The sequence below is a fragment of the Arthrobacter sp. CJ23 genome, assembly GCF_024741795.1.
In the GTDB taxonomy this organism is placed as follows: Bacteria; Actinomycetota; Actinomycetes; order Actinomycetales; family Micrococcaceae; genus Arthrobacter.
This window is the reverse complement of record NZ_CP102950.1, coordinates 325,567-342,687: the sequence shown is the minus strand read 5'-3', so window position 1 is coordinate 342,687 and position 17,121 is coordinate 325,567. Positions and strand designations below refer to the sequence as shown.

Genomic DNA, 17,121 nt, shown 5'->3' with positions numbered 1-17,121 from the left:
TGAAAGAGCGAACATGAACTCCTTTGATCCCGCCACTCTCCACACAGATCTGTTCATCGATGGATCGTGGCAAAAGGCAGCTGCCGGCGCCACGTTCCCGGTGGAAAACCCTGCCACGAATGAAGTGATTGCCCACGTTGCCGACGGCGGTCCGGAAGACGCCGCCCGGGCCATCGAGGCTGCCGGCCGCGCCCAGGCCGCATGGGCAAAGTCCACACCCCGCGAACGGGCCGACATTCTCCGCCGCGCCTTTGAACTGGTGATCGCCAACACAGACCGGCTCGCCGCCATCATGACCGCTGAGATGGGCAAGCCGCTTGCGGAAGCAAGGGGCGAAGTGGCCTACGGCGCTGACATGCTCCGCTGGTTCTCCGAGGAAGCTGTCCGTATCGGCGGTGACAGCGCGAGTTCCGTAGACGGGAATACGCGGATCCTGATCACCAAGGAACCAGTGGGACCCACCGTATTGGTGACTCCGTGGAATTTCCCGCTCGCCATGGGTGCCCGAAAGATCGCCCCTGCCATCGCTGCCGGCTGCACCATGGTGTTCAAGCCGGCGGAGCTGACGCCTCTGACGTCACTCGCCCTTGTAGAGATCTTCAAGGAAGCCGGGCTTCCCGACGGCGTGCTGAACGTTGTGACGACATCCAGCGCTTCCAGCGTGGTACGAACCTGGACTGACAGCGGAATCGCCCGCAAGATCAGCTTCACCGGCTCAACCGAGGTCGGCAAGATCCTGCTGAGGCAGGCCGCGGACAACGTGATGCGGTCCTCCATGGAGCTTGGCGGAAACGCTCCGTTCATCGTGCTCGCTGATGCTGACATCGAGAAGGCCGTGGATGGAGCCATGAAGGCAAAGATGCGGAACATGGGCGAAGCCTGCACGGCCGCGAACCGCTTCTTCGTGCACCGTTCCGTCGTGGAGGAATTTGGCGAGAAGTTCGCCAAGAAGATGTCAGAATTGCAGGTAGGCAACGGCGCTGTAGCCGGCACCGACGTCGGGCCCCTCATCGAGCAGAAGGGCCTGGACAAGGTCGAAAGCCTTGTTGCCGATGCAGTCTCCAAGGGCGCACGGGTACTGACGGGCGGAAGCCGTCCGGAAGGCCCGGGCTACTTCTACTCCCCCACCGTCCTGGTGGATGTGCCCACGGACGCCGCACTGATGAGCACGGAAATCTTCGGTCCAGTCGCTGCGATCACGCCGTTCGACAGCGAGGACGAGGTCCTCCGCCTGGCCAACGATACCGAGTGGGGCCTGGTGGGGTACGTGTTCACGGAGAGCATGGACAAGGCACTGCGGTTCTCCGCGGAACTGGAGGTCGGAATGGTCGGCCTCAACACCGGACTGGTTTCCAACCCGGCGGCACCCTTTGGCGGCGTCAAGCAATCCGGACTGGGCCGCGAAGGCGGAAAGATTGGAATCGACGAATTCCTGGAGTACAAGTACACGGCAATAGCGGTCTAGTAGATTCAACTTGCCAAAGCATGAAATGAGGGGATGTCAATGGCGGCACCGGAGGGAATGTTCGTACTGGAGGGCCGGCCCACGGCGCAGCTGATCGCTGACCAACTCCGGGAGCTCATCGTCCAAGGGGCTTTCAGCCCTGGGCAGCAGGTGAACGAATCTGCTTTGGCGAGCCAGCTCAACACGTCAAGGGGCCCCCTCCGGGAGGCCCTGCAGCGGTTGAGCCAGGAGGGGATCCTGGTGAGCAAGCGCAACCGTGGCGTCTTCGTGTCGGAGCTTACAAGTGAAGACGTCAGGGAGATCTACGCCGTTCGTGAGGCGGTGGAGCTGGCTGCCGCCAACACGCTCCTGGACTCTGAGCCAGAACAGGTGACAGATACCTGCAGGGAACTCAAAGGCATCATCAGGAGCATGGCCAAGCAGGTTGCGGCGTCGGATTGGCAAGCCATTGCACGTCTCGACATGCAATTCCACACAGCCTTCGTTTCCGGTACCGGAAACACCCGCCTGATCCGGATTTACGAGACACTCGCAGCGGAATCCAGGATGTGCATCCTCAGCCTGGAAGTCGCCTATCCCCGCATCGACGCGCTGGTGCAGGAACACCAGACCCTCCTTGACCTGCTTGAGGCGCGCGACCGGAGCGGACTTCAGCAGGCCATCAAACGCCACATGCGGAAAGCCGTAGAGGACCTCACTTCAACGACGGAAGCAAACGGTATTACGGCATAAGAGACAACAAGCTCTACACATGGGAAGGGTCCAGTTCCAATGGAACTGGACCCTTCCCATGTCCCGACTGGGGCACACTTCCTGCCCCCACCAACCCATCTGACCAGCAATAGTGGTTGTTCTGAGCCGTCAGAACAACCACTATTGCGAGCTAGTTGGGCAAGCCGGATGCGAAGGTTACTGCCTCACGATGGGGAGGCCAGCCGTCGGGAAGACGCTCGGGAACACCGACGGCGGCGGCACGGGGACCGTCTCCAGCGGCACCCTCACGCCGTCCGCGGCGACGACGACGCGCTGGCCGCGCACGCTGACCTCCAGCGGGCTGGTATCCAGCGGGCCGCCGTCGGGCCCTGCTCCCTCGACCAGCGCGAGGCTGATGGCACCGGGCACCAGATCCACGGCCAGGAGCCGGCCGCGGATGGTGAGCCGGAAGGACAGCCCGTCCCACTCGGCCGGGAGCCGCGGATCGAAATGCAGCAGCTCGCCCTGGTCGCGCATGCCGGCGAAGCCGGACACGAGGGAGCTCCAGATCCCGCCGGTGGAGGCGATGTGGACGCCGTCGATCGTGTTGCCGTGCGAGTTGTCCAGGTCGATGAACAGCGCCTCGGTGAAGTGCTTGAGCGCGACGTCGGAATAGCCCACCTCGGCGGCCATGATGCCCTGCACGCAGGCGGACAGGGTGGAGTCGCCGGTGGTGATGGGGTCATAGAAATCGAAGGCGCGCTGCTTTTCCTCGGCCGTGAAGTCCTGCCACTGCAGGAACATGGCCAGCACGGTATCGGCCTGCTTGAGGACCTGGTGCCGGTAGATCACCAGCGGGTGGAAGTTCAGCAGGAGCGGGTACTTGGACCGCGGCGTGGACCAGTCCCAGGGCTCCAGGGTCATGAAGTCGTTGTCCTGGCTGTAGACCTTCATGTGCGGGTCGTAGGGCAGGGACATGCGTTCGGCCGCCTGGCGCCACAAGAGCCGCTCGGTGTCCGCGATGCCGGGGTGGTCCAGGGCCGCGGCGGCGCGCAGGTTAAAGCGGGCCATGACGTTGGTGTACAGGTTGTCGTTGACCACGGCCGTGTACTCGTCCGGGCCGGTGACGCCATGGATGTGGAACATGCCGTCCTTGCCGAAGAAGCCCAGGGAGGCCCACATGCGGGCGGTCTCGATCAGCAGTTCGGCGCCGATTTCCGAGCGGAAACCGGCGTCGCCGCTGGCCCATTCGTAGCGCCTGGACGCGAAGGCGATGGCCGCGGCGATGTGGAACTGGGCCGTGCCCGCGGCGTAGTAGGCGCTGGCCTCGAGGCCGTTGATGGTGCGCCACGGGAACAGGGCGCCGTCCACGCTCAGTTCCTTGGCCCGGACGCGCGCGTCCGGCAGCATGGCGTGCCGGGATTCCAGGACCTTCCTGGCCCCGCCCGGGTTCGTGTACGTCAGGTAGGGCAGGAGGTAGATTTCCTGGTCCCAGAAGTAGTGGCCCTCGTAGCCGGAACCGGACACGCCCTTGGCGGGGATGCCCGCCACGCCCGCGCGCGCGGTGGCCTGGGCCAGCTGGAACAGGCTCCAGCGCACGGCCTGCTGCAGCTCGGGCTGCCCGCCCACCACGATGTCCGCCGTGGTCCAGTACTGCCCGTAGTGGGCCGCGCTTTCGGCGAAGACCGTCCCGACGGCGGCCAGCGCCAGTTCGGCCTCGGCGGCCAGGGCTTCGCCGCGGCCGGGGTCCGCATCCGCGCCGGCCACGGCGTAGCTGACGGACTTCTCCAGCCGGAACGTCTCGCCGCCGCCCACGGCCAGGACGTAGCGGACGGTGGACTCGTCCTCCCCCACCACGGTTTCGAAGGGCTGCTGCTCCACGGAGATCCAGTGGTCCACGGCCATGCCGACGCGCTGCCGGGATTCCGCGGTTTCCCAGGCCAGGCGCAGCGAACCGTCGGAACCGTGCAGGTGCAGCGGCAGCAGGACGCGGCCGGCGTGCCGGCCGGCGCGGCGCGGATCGTGGGCCGATTGGTCCTCCACAGGCTGGTCCTGCCGGTTTACGACGGCGGAGGTGATGTCCGCGGACACCTCGCGGTCCGCCGTCAGGGACAGCTCGATGCCGAGGCAGCCGCGTGAATCGAAGCCGACGGCGCGGCGCTCCACCGTGGTGACCGTCGCGCCGGAGCGGCAGGCCCAGGTGACGGCGCATTCGTACACGCCCGTGGCGAAGTCCACGCTGCGGCGGTAGTCCTGCACCGTCGATTCGGCGAGGGACAGCTGCTCCCCGTCGATGCTGATGGTGAAGTTGTTGGCATCCGGAACGTACACGATCCGCTGGCCCGTCCGGGCGAAGCCGAAGGCGTTCTCGGCGTGCTTGATGTCCCAGGTTTCGTGGAAGCCGTTGATGAAGGTGCCGGGCAGTTCGGCGTCACCGTGGGTCGGGTGGGCGCCGCGGATGCCCAGGTGGCCGTTGCCGAGCGCGAACAGCGTTTCCAGGGTGCCGTCGTCGCCGGGGACGTGGATGCTTTCCGCGAGCTTCCAGGGCTCGCAGGGGAAACGCAGCCGGTCGGAGCTGATGAGTGCCATGGGGTGGTGTGGTCCTTAGAAAGCTCGGTTAGAGGAGGTCGTTGAGGTCGTCGACGACGAACGTCGCGCCGGCGTCGAGCAGTGTCTGGTGGCCCGCGCCGCGGTCCACGCCGATCACCGCCCGGAAGTTCCCGGCACTGCCGGCCTGCACGCCGGACACCGCGTCCTCGACCACGATGCAGTCTTCCGCCGGGACGTCCAGCAGCCCTGCCGCGTAGTCGAAGGTGGCGGGATCCGGCTTGCCCGGGAGCCCTGCGTCGGCGGCCACCTGGCCGTCCACCACCACCGGGAAGTAGCCGTCCAGTCCGGCCGCCTTCAGCACCGCGGGGGCGTTGCGGGAGGAGGAGACGACGGCGAGTTTGAGGCCCTGCGCGAGGGCGGCGTCGATGAAGCGGACGGAGCCGGCGTACGGCACCACCCCGTGGGCTTCGACGATCTCGTTGAAGATCAGGTTCTTCCGGTTGCCCAGGCCCTGCACGGTGGGGTGGGCTGGGTCGTCGTCCGCCGGGCCCTCCGGCAGCGTGATGCCGCGCGAGGCCAGGAAGTCGCGGACACCGTCGAAGCGCGGCTTGCCGTCGATGTAGTCGAAGTAGTCGCTCTCCTGGTAGTCCTGCGCGTGGCCGGTCTCGGCGAGGTAGCCGTCGAAGAGTTCCTGCCAGGCCTGTTCGTGCACGACGGCGGTGGGCGTCAGCACGCCGTCGAGGTCGAACAGCAGCGCTGCAGCGCCGGTCCAGGAAGTGCGGAGTTCAGTCATGGTGCGGTAGTCCAATCAGCGCTTGTGGCGCGTGGTTTTGCGTTCGATGAGTTTGGTGTCCAGCAGATGGTTGGCGGCTTGGTTGGGGGTCTCGGGACTCTGCAGGCGTTCGCACAGCAGGTTGGCGGCGAACGCGCCCTGGTCGGCAACGGGCTGCGCCACAGTGCTCAGGCCCAGGAACCAACTCATAGGGTGATCGTCGATGCCGATGATGGAAACGTTCTTGGGTGCCGAGAGGCCGTGTTCGCGCAGTGCCATGAGCGCACCGAATGCGGCTTCGTCGCACTCCGCGAAGATGGCGCTGGGCACGCTGCGGTGGGCGATGAGCTCGGTCATTGCCCGGCGGCCGCCGTCGATGCTGGAGTCGGCGCTGATGACCAGGTCCGGATGCACCGTGAGGTGGTGCTCGGCCAGGGCCCTACCGAAGCCCTTGAGCCGGTCCCCCGAGGTGAGCACGGAATTCCCGCGCGTCTCGCGGCCCGCCAGCACGGCCAGGTCCCAGTGGCCCAGCCCCAGCAGGTGGGAGGTTGCCGCCCAGGCCGCATGTTCGTCGTCAATCCCCACGTTGTCCCAGGGAACCTTGCTCATCCCGACGCTGGCCACGGCCAGGCCAGAGGCCACCAGGGCCGCGATCTCGTCGTCGCTAAGCTCCACGTTCAGCAGGAGCACGCCATCCACGCGCTGGGCCAGGCCGCTGAGGTCGCCCAGGACCTTGCGGCGCACGCTGGCCTTGTTGCGGAGGCTGATCAGGACGGTGTCGTAGCCGCTGTCCGCGAACACTTCCTCGGCCGCTTCCACGGCCTGGGCAAAGAACCATGCCGTGGCGGTGGGGGCGATGATGGCGATGGACCCGGTGCTGCCGCCGGCCAGGCGGGACGCTGCCGAGGATGCCTTGTAGCCGAGCTTGGCGGCGGCCTCGGCCACCTGGCGCTGCGCCTTTTCCGAGACATTGGGCAGCTTCCGGAGCGCCCTGGACACGGTACAGATGGACAAACCGGACAGGACAGCGACGTCCTGGATGGTGGCGCGGTGAGCCTTAACCATGCAACACGGCCTCAACCCTTTCTCTACTGGATTCGCGCTTGGATTCGCGCTTGGATTCGCGGTGCTGCGATGCACCGTCCGAAAAAGTGTAAGCGCTTACAATTTTTACAATCAAGAGGGTTTCTGCGGATTTCCCAAATGTGACGCGGGCCTCACCGGGAGGCGGGGATTCGGGTGGGGATGCGGCCCTCAGCAGGCCCCGGCGCTACCCCTCAGCGGACCCCGGCGCTGCCCCCGGCGCTGGTGCTCAGCGGAGGACGTAGTGGCGCAGGAAGGCGCTCACATCGACCAGTTCCGGCGATTCAATCCGGTGGCCCATGCCGGGGTAGCTCCTGGCCGTCAAGGCCATGTTGGCATTGAGCCACTCCCCCGTGTATTCGATGGCATCGCCATTGATGACAAGATCGGCCTTGTCGCGACCCCAGAAGAACGGCGGAGGGCTGTCGAAGGACTCACTGAGCGCGAGCAGATCGTTCTCCAGCACGAAGCCGGACAGGCCCACCGTGGCCTTGAATGCGTGGGGGCGGAGGCGCAGGAGCGTGCTGGCCATGGCCATGCCCTGCGAGTAGCCGAGAAGGCTGACGCTGCTGTGGTTGTCCTTGACCGAGTTGATCCAGGCAAAGACCTTGTTGGTGGACGTGATCACGTCGGCGAAGTCGTTGGCCAGGAAATAGTCCAGAAGGAACCAGCCGTGATGGTCGCCGATGTCCATGGGCCCGCGGAGCGCTGCGCAGCTGAACTCGGCCGGCAGTTCGGGAAAGAGCTGCACCATGCGCTGCTCGTCGGTGCCGTAGCCGTGCATCATGACCAGAAGGGGCGTTCCCGCGCGCTCGTTCTCGGGCTTGGACCAGACCACCGTTTCCATGGGGAACAGCCTAATCCCCACCGCCCTCCCTGGACTCGCTCCGCTCGCCCAGGGAACCCTGGCGGCGTGGGCCCATGCGAGGGGCCCCGGCCGAGGGCCCACGACGGCGAGGGTCCCGAACTGAGCGAAGCGAAGCTTGGGAGCCGGCGGGGACTTGCGAGGTTGGGGAGCAAGTTGGGCGCTACGGGGTTCAGACCCGCGGGCGCCCACACCATAAGGCGGCAGGCCGACGTCGGGATCAGTTCCCGACGGCGGCCTGCCGCCTATTGCTTCCGGTCCGCCTTGGCCGAGTCCGCCTCAGCCGAGCGCCGGGCTGCGGGTCGCGCCGGGACGCCGGGCCGCCTGCAATGCGAGCAGGGCTTCGCGGGTTTCCGGGTTGGTGACCATGTCAATGGTGGTCCAGGCCATGCCGAGCGCGCCGTCCAGGGCGGCCTGCTCGCCTGCCGGGGACCCGGCGTCGGTGGCGAATTCGATGGTGTGCGGAACACCGCTGGCACCGAGAACGGAGATCATCGGGTGGATCGAGGGAACGGCGTGCGACACGTTGCCCATGTCCGTGGAGCCGCCGCCGAGCCCGCTGACTTCCACGATCGTGCGGCCCAGGGCCTTGAGGTTCCGGTCCCAGGCCTCCGCCAGCAGCGTGTTCTGGACCAGGTTTTCGTAGCGCGGCTCGGTGGGCGCGACTTCCCAGGTGCAGCCGCTGGCGAGCGCGCCCCCGGCGAAGCAGTTCAGCATGCGCTCCTTGATGTCCTCAAGGGTCTCGAGATCGTGGGCGCGGACTTCGGCGCTGACCACGGTGCGGGCCGGGATGACGTTGGTGACGTCGCCTCCGTGCTCCACGAAGGCGTTCAGCCGGACGCCGTCGGGGAGCTGCTGGCGCAGCAGGCCGATCGCTATCTGGGAGATCGTGGCGGCGTCGCCGGCGTTGATGGCCTTGTGCGGGGCAGCGGCGGCGTGGGCAGCACGGCCGTTGAAGGTTACGGCGAAGCGGTCCACGGCCTGGGAGTGGGTGATCGCGCAGCTGAAGTCCTCGTTGCCGGCGGCGCCGTGGACCATCATGGAAACCGTTGCCTGCTCCCAAGCGCCGGCTTCGAGCAGCAGTGCCTTGCCGCCGCCGTGCTCCTCTGCCGGAGTGCCCAGGAGCACCACCCGCAGGCCAAGCTCGTCGGCCACTTCGCCGAGGGCGAGCCCTGTGCCGAGGGCCGCCGTCGCGATGATGTTGTGCCCGCAGGCGTGGCCGATCTCCGGCAGGGCGTCGTACTCAGCACAGATCACCACGGTGAAGTCACCGCTGCCCCGCACCGCCTCGAAGCAGGTTTCCATTCCGTAGGCGCTGCGTTCGACGGCGAACCCGGCCTCCTCGGCGATGGAGGCGAGGGTTTCCGCGGCGAGCCGTTCCTCGAAGGCCAGTTCCGGGTTGTCGTGGATGATCCGGCTGACCTGGCGCAGGCGGTCTTCCCACGAGTCGATGGTGCCGGAAACGGCCTTCTTGAGGGTATCGACGTCGACGGCGGCGGCTAGGGTCTGGCTGGTCATGGTGGCCTTTCGGGAGTGTCGGGTCAGCGGGTGCGGCTTGATGGCTGTTGGCGGGGCGTCAGTGCGCGCCGAGGCCGAGGGTGAACTGGGCGATGACCACGGAGAAGAGGTACGAGGAAGCGATGGCGATCAGACCCACGGGGACAATCCGCCAGCCGATGCGGCGCAGCAACGGAATGTCCTTGCCCAGGCTCAGCCCGGCGACGGTCAGCACCACGGTGCAGATGGACAGGAAGTTGACGCTGGTGACCATGGTGATCAGGGACTTGGCGAACGGCGAGACCGGGCTGGATGCCAATGCGCCGAGGGTGATGATGAAAACCATGCTGGGGACCTTGCCGCGGCAGAGCCTGGACAAGCCCATGCCCACCAGCAGGAGGGCGTCGATGATGAGGTAGCCGGCCACGATGTTCCAGGAGAAACCGCCCGCGGCGATCGAGGCGATGAAGATGCCGATCACGGTGAGGACAGGCATCGCGATGTACAGCGGAACCTTCACTGGGCCACGGTTTTCACCCTCGGCTTCCGCGGATGCGGACTCGACGGCGGCGGACTCGACGGCGGCAACGTCGGCGGCGGTTCCGGCGGCGGCGGTTCCGGCGTTCGCCGGGGCGCCGAGGTGCGGGAAGCGACGGATAAGTGCGTGGTACATCTTGTCCGCCAGCGGAAGCGCGATCCAGATGCCGACGTACACGCCCAACAGGCTGGTGATGATGTTCGAGGTGCCCGCAACGGCGAAGATCTGATCCTTCAGTTCGGGGAACTGGGCGGCAACGCTCGCGGCGCCTGCAGCCATCATGGAGCCGGAGCCCACACCGGCGCCCATGGCGAGGGCCAGCGGGTCGAAGATGCCCAGGGAAGCGGTCACGGAAGCCAGGAGAGAGATGAAGACGGCGCCGAAGATGGTGCCGAAGACGTACATCGACAGGACGCCGCGGTACGGGTGGGAGTCGGTGCCGTAGCGTTCGCTGACCATGGCGAAGGAGCCTTCACGGTCAATGGAGAAGGTGGCGCCGATGGTTGCCGGGCCCATCTTGAGCATGACGGCCAGCGGAAGCGCAAGGATCAGGGTGCCCAGCAGGTGGCCGACTTCCTGCAGCAGCAGGGCCGGGCCAGCACGGAAGAGCAGGGGAAGGTTCGGGCCCATGGTGAAGGCCAGGCTGCCTACCAGGATGAGGACTGAGACACCCATCAGGGCTCCGGCAGCCGACTGGAGACTCCGCGGCAACGGGCGGAACTTCTGCGAGGAGACGATGCCGCCGGCCAGGATTCCCCACACCATCGGGAGGATCGTGATCGCGGCAAAGCCAACAGGGATGACCTTCGGGCCAACGATCTGGCTCAGGGTCGCAATGAGCAGCGCAAGCCCACCGATGGGCCAGAGCCACGCCAACGATCCCCTGGTGCGCCGGGGAGCGGAGAGAACGGTTGTTGAAGTCATTGGGGGCTTCCTTTGGAACTGATGGGAGGAGAAACCGAATGGCTTAAAAGCTATATAACCCGCGTCACAGCGCCTTAGAATTGCAGGAAATTCAGAAAAGTTTGGTGACAAATGCAGGATCTTGTTTTCGACGAGCGCGATCTCCGGCTTCTGCATGCCCTGCAGGTCCGGCCGAGGGCTCCTTGGGCAACGCTCGCGCCAACGGTTGGCGCGGACCCTGTGACGCTCGCCCGGCGGTGGGAGCAGCTGCAGGAACAGGGCCTGGCCTGGGTGGGGTGCTACCCGGGTGCCGGCACCGGGGCAGTCACGGCGTTCCTGGAAATCGAATGCGCGCCGGCCAGCATGTCCCCCGTGGCGGAGGTACTTGCCAACGATCCCGAGGTCCTCACGATCGACCTGACGGCGGGCGGCCGCGACATGATCGTCACCTTGGTCTGCACGGACGACGCCGCGCTGTCCCGCTATGTGCTTGACCGGCTCTCCACTGTGGATGGCATCCGCAGTATGCGGACGCACCGCGCCATCCAGGTGGTGGCCGATGCCCAGGTCTGGCGCCTGCGCTCGCTGAGCGTTGGCGAAGTCAGGGCCCTGGAACGGGCCATCCCGGCGCCCAAGGAGGTCATGCGCCAGGTCCCCGCCGACATCGAGGAGGGGCTGGCCGGCATCCTGCGCAGGGACGCCCGCGCCTCCGTGACCAGCATTTCCGGCGAACTCGGCATCAGCCAGGCCAGGGTCCGGAGCGCGCTGAACACCGTGCTGGCCCAGCAGCGGGTGGTCATCCGCCTTGAAGTGGCCCGGCCGTATTCGGGCTGGCCGGTGTATGTGTGGTTCTTCATGCGCGTGCCGGCAACGCAGGTGGGCTCGGTGGCCGGGAAGCTGGTGGGCCTGGACGAAGTCCGGCTGGTCACCACCACCGTGGGCAACTACTCCCTGGTGGTGGCCGTGTGGCTGCGCCGCATCGAAGACATCACCTTGCTGGAGCGCCACCTCGGCGAGCGCCTGCCGTTCGCCGAAATCGTGGACCGCTCGATTGTGCTGCGCACCCCGAAGCACCTGGGCATCCGTCTGGATGCTTCGGGGCGGCGCATCGTGAGGTAGGCACCACGACGGCGGCGGCCGGGCATTAGGACGGCGACGCGTCGTGAGGTAAGCATCACGACGACGGCGACGGCGGAGGAGGAGAATGCCGGGCGTCCGAGTCAGATTCCGGCACCCCTTTAATGTCACTGCCTGGTGATGGGATGGGTTCATGGAGATCACCACCGGCCTGGATGAGTGGGCACCGCAGCCTGTTGCGGTGCCCGATCCGTTGCTGGTGCTGGACGGGCTGGTCTCCACTCTGGAGTCGCTGGAAGCGGCGATCGCCGGCTTGCAGGCCATACGGGAGTACACCCTCGCCATGGCCTCGCGGCTGGCGGAGATGATGAACGACGGCGGCTCGCGGCCGGAGTTCGCGGCCGCAGGCCGGGATTCACGCTCGGCGGAGCTGGCCCAGCGTGCGGTGGCGGCTGAGATCGCGACTGCCACCCGTGCGAACGACCGCACGGTGCAGCGGCAGATGGGCCAGGCGGTGGAGCTTCCGGACCGTTTCCCTGTGACGTTCCGGGCCCTTGCGCAGGGCCGGATCAGCCTGGCCCACGCCCGCGTGATCCAGGACGCCGGGACAAGACTGGACGACCCCGCCGCCCTGTCCAGGTATGAGTCTGTGGTGGTGGCCTGCGCCGAAAGGCAGGCGCCTGGCCGCGTAGGGCGCATGGCCGTCCGGGAGGCAGAGAAAGCCCAGCCTTGGCCTTTGACCACCCGGCATGAGCAGGCGGTTGCGGAACGGTGTGTCCGGGTGACACCCTTGCCCGACGGGATGGCAGAACTCGCCGCCACCCTCCCCGCAGCTGTGGCGCACAGCATCCACCGCCGCCTCACTCGCATGGCACGGACACACGCAGAAGCCGCGTCATCGGCCGGCCCCGCCGCGCCGGGCCGAAACACAGACCAGCTCCGCGCCGACCTCTTGGCAGATCTTCTGCTCCGCGGCGCCCCGTCTGCACATGACACCCCGCACGGACACCTGGCAGCCATCACCGCCCGGATCAGGGTCCTGACCGACCCGCTCAACGGCGCAGTCCTCACCGTGGACAGGTACCGGCCCGGCGAAGACCTCAAACGCCTCCTCACGGCCCGAGACTCCAGATGCCGCTTCCCCGGCTGTGGCATCAAAGGCCGCAAGCTGGACCTCGACCACACACACGACGCCGCCCTCGGCGGCCCCACAGAAACCGGCAACCTCGCCGGACTCCGCCGGCGCCACCACATGCTCAAGCACCACACAGCCTGGAAAGCCGGTCAGGCCGGGGCAGGGATCCTGGAATGGACCAGCCCCACCGGCCGAACATACACAGACCACCCGCCAATACCGGCGAGCTACACAGCAACCACAGCCCGCACCCCAGGACCGGCGCCCGGCGGCTCGTGGCCGGCGCCCGGTAGTGGCTTGAAGCCGACCGCAGCCCCTGCCCCACCGCCATTCCGAGTCGCCCCGGTACGCTTCGCCAGCGGAGTACCTCTCCCGAGGCCTAGCATGCGCCGCCATCGCAGCCCTCGCTGAAGGGTTGGGCAGCACCTCAAAGCACAGACGGCCACGAGGGCATCGACGGGCGCTTCATCAGCCGGGAATCCAGCCGGCGGCGGCGCGGGCCCACCCCCGGGGCAAGCTACGGGCACCCCGCTGGGCCCAACCCCAAACGCCCCGCCAAATCACGCGCACGTTACGCGGCCTTCACCAGCCGTGCCCGCGAATCTGTGTTTATGTTGTTTTCTATTGACTTACCAACATGAACAAAGATAGAGTCAAGCAATTCCACATCATGTGATGACTGTCACGGATGGTCCGGCCTTGAATCTACGCAATGGAGGGTACGTGTTCGCAGAGGAGCGCCAGCAGCTCATTTCCAGCCTTGTCGGCGAGCGCGGCCGCGTCAGCGTCACCGAACTGGCCGACCGTTTCAGCATCACCACCGAGACCGTGCGCCGGGATCTCGCCGCCCTTGAAACCGAAGGCAAGCTGCGCCGGGTCCATGGCGGCGCCGTATCCTCGGACCGCCTCAGCACCCGCGAGGAAAGCATCTTCGAGCGCACCGTCCAGCGGAAGCTCGAAAAGCTGCGGATTGCCGACGCCGCCCTGGCCTTGATCCCGGAGTCCGGCAGCATCCTCCTCGACGCCGGTTCCAGCACCGAGACCCTGGCCGAGGTCCTCGCCCAGCGCAACACCACAGCAGGGCCGGACGGGGAGCTCGTGGTCATCACCCACGCCATCCCCATTGCCGGCAAGCTCTCCAACACCCCCGGCATTGCCCTCCAGATCCTGGGCGGACGCGTCCGCGGACTCACCCAGGCCGCCGTCGGACAGTCCACCGTGGACGCCGCCTACAAACTGCGCCCGGACATCGCGTTCGTGGGCGCCAACGGGATCCACCCCGGGTTCGGGCTCAGCACCCCGGACCCCGAAGAAGCTGCCGTGAAGGCAGCCTTCGTCAAGTCTGCCCGCCGCGTTGTGGTGCTGGCCGACTCCTCCAAGCTGGACGCCGAAACACTGGTCCAGTTCGCCGCCCTGAAAGATGTGGACACCTTGATCACAGACAACACCCCCTCAGCAGAGCTCTCGGCCGCCCTGGCCGATGCCGGCGTCGACGTGGTGATCGTATGATCGTCACGCTCACCGCCAACCCCAGCCTCGACCGCACCGTTGAGCTCCCGGGCCCGCTGGCCCGCGGCGAAGTGCAGCGCGCCGTCGCCGTCCACCAGCACTCCGGCGGAAAGGGCGTCAACGTCTCCCGCGCGCTCGTGGCCTCCGGCCTTGAGACCGTGGCGGTGCTGCCGGGCGCGGATTCGGACCCCGTCCTTGCAGGACTGCACGACGGCGGTGTTCCGTTCGCGGCGCTGCCGATCGGCCAGGCGCTGCGCAGCAACGTGACGCTCACCGAACCGGACGGCGTCACCACCAAGATCAACGAACCCGGCCCGGAGCTGGGCGCAGAACAGCAGGAGGCCCTGATCGGGCTGCTGCTGGAGCGCTCCCGTGGCGCCAGCTGGGTGGTACTCGCGGGTTCGCTCCCACCAGGAGTTCCCGCGGATTTCTACGCCACGATCGCAACACGGCTTCGTTCCCGGGCCGATGGCACGGCAGTCCCGAGCATCGCCATCGATTCCTCCGGAGCCCCGCTCGCTGCCGCCCTGAAGGGTGAAGCCGCGGGGAAGCCGGACCTCCTCAAGCCCAACGCTGAGGAGCTTGCCGAGCTCGCCGCAGCGGCGGGTCTCACCAATGTCTCCACGGCTGACGAACTGGAAGCGGACCCGGCCAAGGCGGCCGAAGCCGCTGCCGCCGTCGTCGCCAGCGGTGTAGGGGCCGTTCTTGCAACACTCGGTTCCAAGGGCGCAGTCCTGGTGACGGCCGACGGTGCGTGGTTCGCCACGCATCCGCCGATCAAGGCCGTCAGCACGGTGGGCGCCGGAGATTCCTCACTGGCCGGATACTTGTTGGCCGCTACCCAGGGCAGGTCCCCGCAGGACTGCCTTCGTCAGGCCGTGGCACATGGTGCCGCTGCTGCTTCGCTGCCGGGCTCCACTGTCCCTGCAGTCCACCAGACAACCCCCGACGCCGTAACCATCACGGCCCTTCAGAAGGACTAACAGTGACCCAGCTCATCACCCCCCAATTGGTCACCCTCGACCAGAACCTCGGCGACGCCCCCGCCGACGTCATCCGTTTCCTGGCCGGCAAAGTTGCCGACGCCGGCCGCGCTTCCGAGGTGGAAGGGCTCTTCACCGATGCCTTCGCCCGTGAGCAAAAGACCGCCACAGGCGTCCCGGGCGGCATCGCGATCCCGCACTGCCGCTCCGCCGCGGTGACCGAACCGGCGCTGGCCATGGCCCGGCTTTCCCACAAGGTGGACTTCGGCGCCAAGGACGGCCCCGCCGACATCATCTTCTTCATCGCCGCACCGGAAGGGGCCGATCAGGAGCACCTGAAGCTGCTCTCCAAGCTGGCCCGCTCCCTCATCAAGAAGGACTTCACCGCAGCCCTCCGCGCCGCTGCCACGGAGCAGGACATCGTGGACCTCGTCGACGGCGCCCTGGCGGACAAGCCGGCTGCACACGCCGCCCCCGCTGCCGTCCCTGCAGAGTCTGCTCCGGCCGCGGCTGCAGCACCGGCCGCGCCCAAGCGCATTGTCGCCGTCACGGCCTGCCCCACCGGCATCGCCCACACGTACATGGCCGCCGATTCCCTCGTGGCCGCAGCGAAGGAACTCGGCGTGGACCTGCAGGTGGAAACCCAGGGTTCCGGGGCCGTCACCCCGCTGGACCCCGCGGTTATTGCCGCGGCCGACGCCGTGATCTTCGCTGTGGACGTCGACGTCCGCGGCAAGGAGCGCTTCGCTGGCAAGCCGGTCATCAACGCACCGGTCAAGCGCGGCATCGACGAACCGGCCAAGATGGTGCAGGAGGCTCTCACTGCCGCCGCGGACCCCAACGCCCGTCGTGTTCCGCACTTCGGCGCGGAAGAAAACGCCGAACACGCCGCCGAGGCAGCCAGCGAACACCTCGGCACCAAGCTCAAGAAGGTCCTGCTGACTGGCGTCAGCTACATGATCCCGTTCGTCGCCGGCGGCGGCCTGCTCATTGCCCTCGGCTTCCTGATGGGCGGCTACGGGATTCCCGGATTTGCGGACAAGATCCTGGCGGAGAACACCCTGGGCAACCTGCCGACCGCGTTCCCGGATCAGGCATGGGGTCCGCTCGGCGCGTACCTTGGTGCGGTGCTCTTCAAGATCGGGGCCTTGGCCTTCAATTTCCTCGTCCCGGCGCTGGCAGGCTACATCGCCTTCGGCATCGCCGACCGCCCGGGCATCGCTCCCGGCTTTGTTGCGGGCGCTGTCGCCGGATTCATGGGCGCCGGCTTCCTGGGCGGCATCGTGGGCGGCCTGCTGGCCGGTGTCGCGGCCCATTGGATCGGCAGCTTCACTGTACCCCGGTGGCTGCGGGGTCTCATGCCCGTCGTTATTATCCCGCTTGGGGCCTCCATCTTCGCCTCCGGCCTGATGTTCCTTGTCCTGGGCGGCCCCATCGCTGGCATCACGGTGGCTCTCAACGCTTGGCTGACCGGCATGACCGGCGCCTCCGCAGTGATCCTGGGCATCATCCTCGGCCTCATGATGTGCTTCGACCTCGGCGGCCCGGTCAACAAGGTTGCCTACGGCTTCGCCGTCGCCGGCTTGGGTGCCGGCAGCCTGGACAACCCCGCTCCGCTGCAGATCATGGCGGCCGTCATGGCCGCAGGCATGGTTCCCCCGCTGGCCATGGCCCTGGCCACCGCGCTCAACAAGAAGGGCTTCAGCCTGGTTGAGCGCGAGAACGGCAAAGCAGCCTGGCTCCTGGGTGCTTCCTTCATCTCCGAAGGTGCCATCCCCTTTGCCGCTGCTGACCCGCTGCGTGTCATCCCTGCGTCGATGGTGGGCGGTGCCGTGACCGGTGCTCTCAGCATGGCAGCCGGCGTCACGTCCCAGGCCCCGCACGGCGGCATCTTCGTCTTCTTCGCCATCGGCAACGTGCTCATGTTCGTCCTGTCGATCGTGGCAGGCGTGATTGTGACGGCCCTCGTTCTTCTTGCCCTGAAGCGCTGGGCAGTCCGGAAGCCGGTCGAGGCCGAGCCGGTTCCCGCGACCGCCGCAGCCTGAGCGCGC

General features: G+C 67.1%; 13 protein-coding genes and 1 pseudogene. 8 read left to right on the top strand and 6 right to left on the bottom strand.

What is annotated here, in order from left to right; all coding sequences use genetic code 11:
- Positions 1–13 precede the first annotated feature (13 nt).
- The 3 genes and pseudogenes from NVV90_RS01425 to NVV90_RS01415 all read left to right on the top strand — a co-directional run bounded on the left by NVV90_RS01425 (position 14) and on the right by NVV90_RS01415 (position 2,197).
- Positions 14–1,465 (top strand): NAD-dependent succinate-semialdehyde dehydrogenase, encoded by a 1,452-nt coding sequence (locus NVV90_RS01425; protein ID WP_258439419.1) that lies wholly within the window; start codon positions 14–16, stop codon positions 1,463–1,465.
- A gap of 33 nt (positions 1,466–1,498) precedes the next feature.
- Positions 1,499–1,675: pseudogene (locus tag NVV90_RS01420) on the top strand (GntR family transcriptional regulator); the annotation flags it as partial.
- 30 nt (positions 1,676–1,705) lie between these two features.
- The gene (locus NVV90_RS01415) at positions 1,706–2,197 is read left to right on the top strand and encodes a GntR family transcriptional regulator (RefSeq protein WP_258441032.1); all 492 of its coding nucleotides are present in this window, start codon (positions 1,706–1,708) and stop codon (positions 2,195–2,197) included.
- 177 nt (positions 2,198–2,374) lie between these two features.
- Here NVV90_RS01415 and NVV90_RS01410 read toward each other — a convergent pair whose 3' ends face one another.
- From NVV90_RS01410 to NVV90_RS01385, 6 genes are all read right to left on the bottom strand, one after another.
- Positions 2,375–4,747 carry a glycoside hydrolase family 65 protein gene (locus NVV90_RS01410; protein WP_258439418.1) on the bottom strand — a complete coding sequence of 791 codons (2,373 nt, stop codon included), beginning with the start codon at positions 4,745–4,747 and terminating at the stop codon, positions 2,375–2,377.
- 28 nt (positions 4,748–4,775) lie between these two features.
- Positions 4,776–5,501 carry an HAD family phosphatase gene (locus NVV90_RS01405; protein ID WP_258439417.1) on the bottom strand — a complete coding sequence of 242 codons (726 nt, stop codon included), beginning with the start codon at positions 5,499–5,501 and terminating at the stop codon, positions 4,776–4,778.
- Positions 5,502–5,516: 15 nt separating this feature from the next.
- Positions 5,517–6,545: a LacI family DNA-binding transcriptional regulator gene (locus NVV90_RS01400; protein WP_258439416.1), complete on the bottom strand. Its 1,029-nt coding sequence runs from the start codon at positions 6,543–6,545 to the stop codon at positions 5,517–5,519.
- A gap of 247 nt (positions 6,546–6,792) precedes the next feature.
- Entirely contained in the window at positions 6,793–7,410 is a 618-nt protein-coding gene (locus NVV90_RS01395) for an alpha/beta hydrolase (protein WP_258439415.1), read from the bottom strand.
- 297 nt (positions 7,411–7,707) lie between these two features.
- Positions 7,708–8,946: a M20 family metallopeptidase gene (locus tag NVV90_RS01390; RefSeq protein ID WP_258439414.1), complete on the bottom strand. Its 1,239-nt coding sequence runs from the start codon at positions 8,944–8,946 to the stop codon at positions 7,708–7,710.
- Between the two features lie 58 nt (positions 8,947–9,004).
- The gene (locus NVV90_RS01385) at positions 9,005–10,387 is read right to left on the bottom strand and encodes a DUF3100 domain-containing protein (RefSeq protein ID WP_258439413.1); all 1,383 of its coding nucleotides are present in this window, start codon (positions 10,385–10,387) and stop codon (positions 9,005–9,007) included.
- A gap of 111 nt (positions 10,388–10,498) precedes the next feature.
- Between NVV90_RS01385 and NVV90_RS01380 the strand changes: the two genes are divergently transcribed.
- From NVV90_RS01380 to NVV90_RS01360, 5 genes are all read left to right on the top strand, one after another.
- Positions 10,499–11,485 carry an Lrp/AsnC family transcriptional regulator gene (locus tag NVV90_RS01380; RefSeq protein ID WP_258439412.1) on the top strand — a complete coding sequence of 329 codons (987 nt, stop codon included), beginning with the start codon at positions 10,499–10,501 and terminating at the stop codon, positions 11,483–11,485.
- 151 nt (positions 11,486–11,636) lie between these two features.
- Positions 11,637–12,989, top strand: a complete 1,353-nt coding sequence (locus NVV90_RS01375) for an HNH endonuclease signature motif containing protein (RefSeq protein WP_258439411.1) — start codon at positions 11,637–11,639, stop codon at positions 12,987–12,989.
- Positions 12,990–13,301: 312 nt separating this feature from the next.
- Positions 13,302–14,087 (top strand): DeoR/GlpR family DNA-binding transcription regulator, encoded by a 786-nt coding sequence (locus tag NVV90_RS01370; RefSeq protein WP_258439410.1) that lies wholly within the window; start codon positions 13,302–13,304, stop codon positions 14,085–14,087.
- Positions 14,084–15,070, top strand: coding sequence for a 1-phosphofructokinase family hexose kinase (locus NVV90_RS01365; protein ID WP_258439409.1), 987 nt, complete (start codon positions 14,084–14,086; stop codon positions 15,068–15,070). The genes NVV90_RS01370 and NVV90_RS01365 overlap by 4 nt, the downstream gene beginning before the upstream one ends.
- Before the next feature lie 2 nt (positions 15,071–15,072).
- Positions 15,073–17,115: a fructose-specific PTS transporter subunit EIIC gene (locus NVV90_RS01360; RefSeq protein WP_258439408.1), complete on the top strand. Its 2,043-nt coding sequence runs from the start codon at positions 15,073–15,075 to the stop codon at positions 17,113–17,115.
- Positions 17,116–17,121 lie beyond the last annotated feature (6 nt).

What these genes read in the sequence shown, in the direction of transcription:
- NVV90_RS01365 (WP_258439409.1), top strand. Translation starts at nt 14,084, where the DNA reads ATGATCGTCACGCTCACCGCCAACCCCAGCCTCGACCGCACCGTTGAG.
- NVV90_RS01385 (WP_258439413.1), bottom strand. Translation starts at nt 10,387, where the DNA reads ATGACTTCAACAACCGTTCTCTCCGCTCCCCGGCGCACCAGGGGATCG.
- NVV90_RS01380 (WP_258439412.1), top strand. Translation starts at nt 10,499, where the DNA reads ATGCAGGATCTTGTTTTCGACGAGCGCGATCTCCGGCTTCTGCATGCC.
- NVV90_RS01405 (WP_258439417.1), bottom strand. Translation starts at nt 5,501, where the DNA reads ATGACTGAACTCCGCACTTCCTGGACCGGCGCTGCAGCGCTGCTGTTC.
- NVV90_RS01395 (WP_258439415.1), bottom strand. Translation starts at nt 7,410, where the DNA reads ATGGAAACGGTGGTCTGGTCCAAGCCCGAGAACGAGCGCGCGGGAACG.
- NVV90_RS01375 (WP_258439411.1), top strand. Translation starts at nt 11,637, where the DNA reads ATGGAGATCACCACCGGCCTGGATGAGTGGGCACCGCAGCCTGTTGCG.
- NVV90_RS01390 (WP_258439414.1), bottom strand. Translation starts at nt 8,946, where the DNA reads ATGACCAGCCAGACCCTAGCCGCCGCCGTCGACGTCGATACCCTCAAG.
- NVV90_RS01400 (WP_258439416.1), bottom strand. Translation starts at nt 6,545, where the DNA reads ATGGTTAAGGCTCACCGCGCCACCATCCAGGACGTCGCTGTCCTGTCC.
- NVV90_RS01410 (WP_258439418.1), bottom strand. Translation starts at nt 4,747, where the DNA reads ATGGCACTCATCAGCTCCGACCGGCTGCGTTTCCCCTGCGAGCCCTGG.
- NVV90_RS01425 (WP_258439419.1), top strand. Translation starts at nt 14, where the DNA reads ATGAACTCCTTTGATCCCGCCACTCTCCACACAGATCTGTTCATCGAT.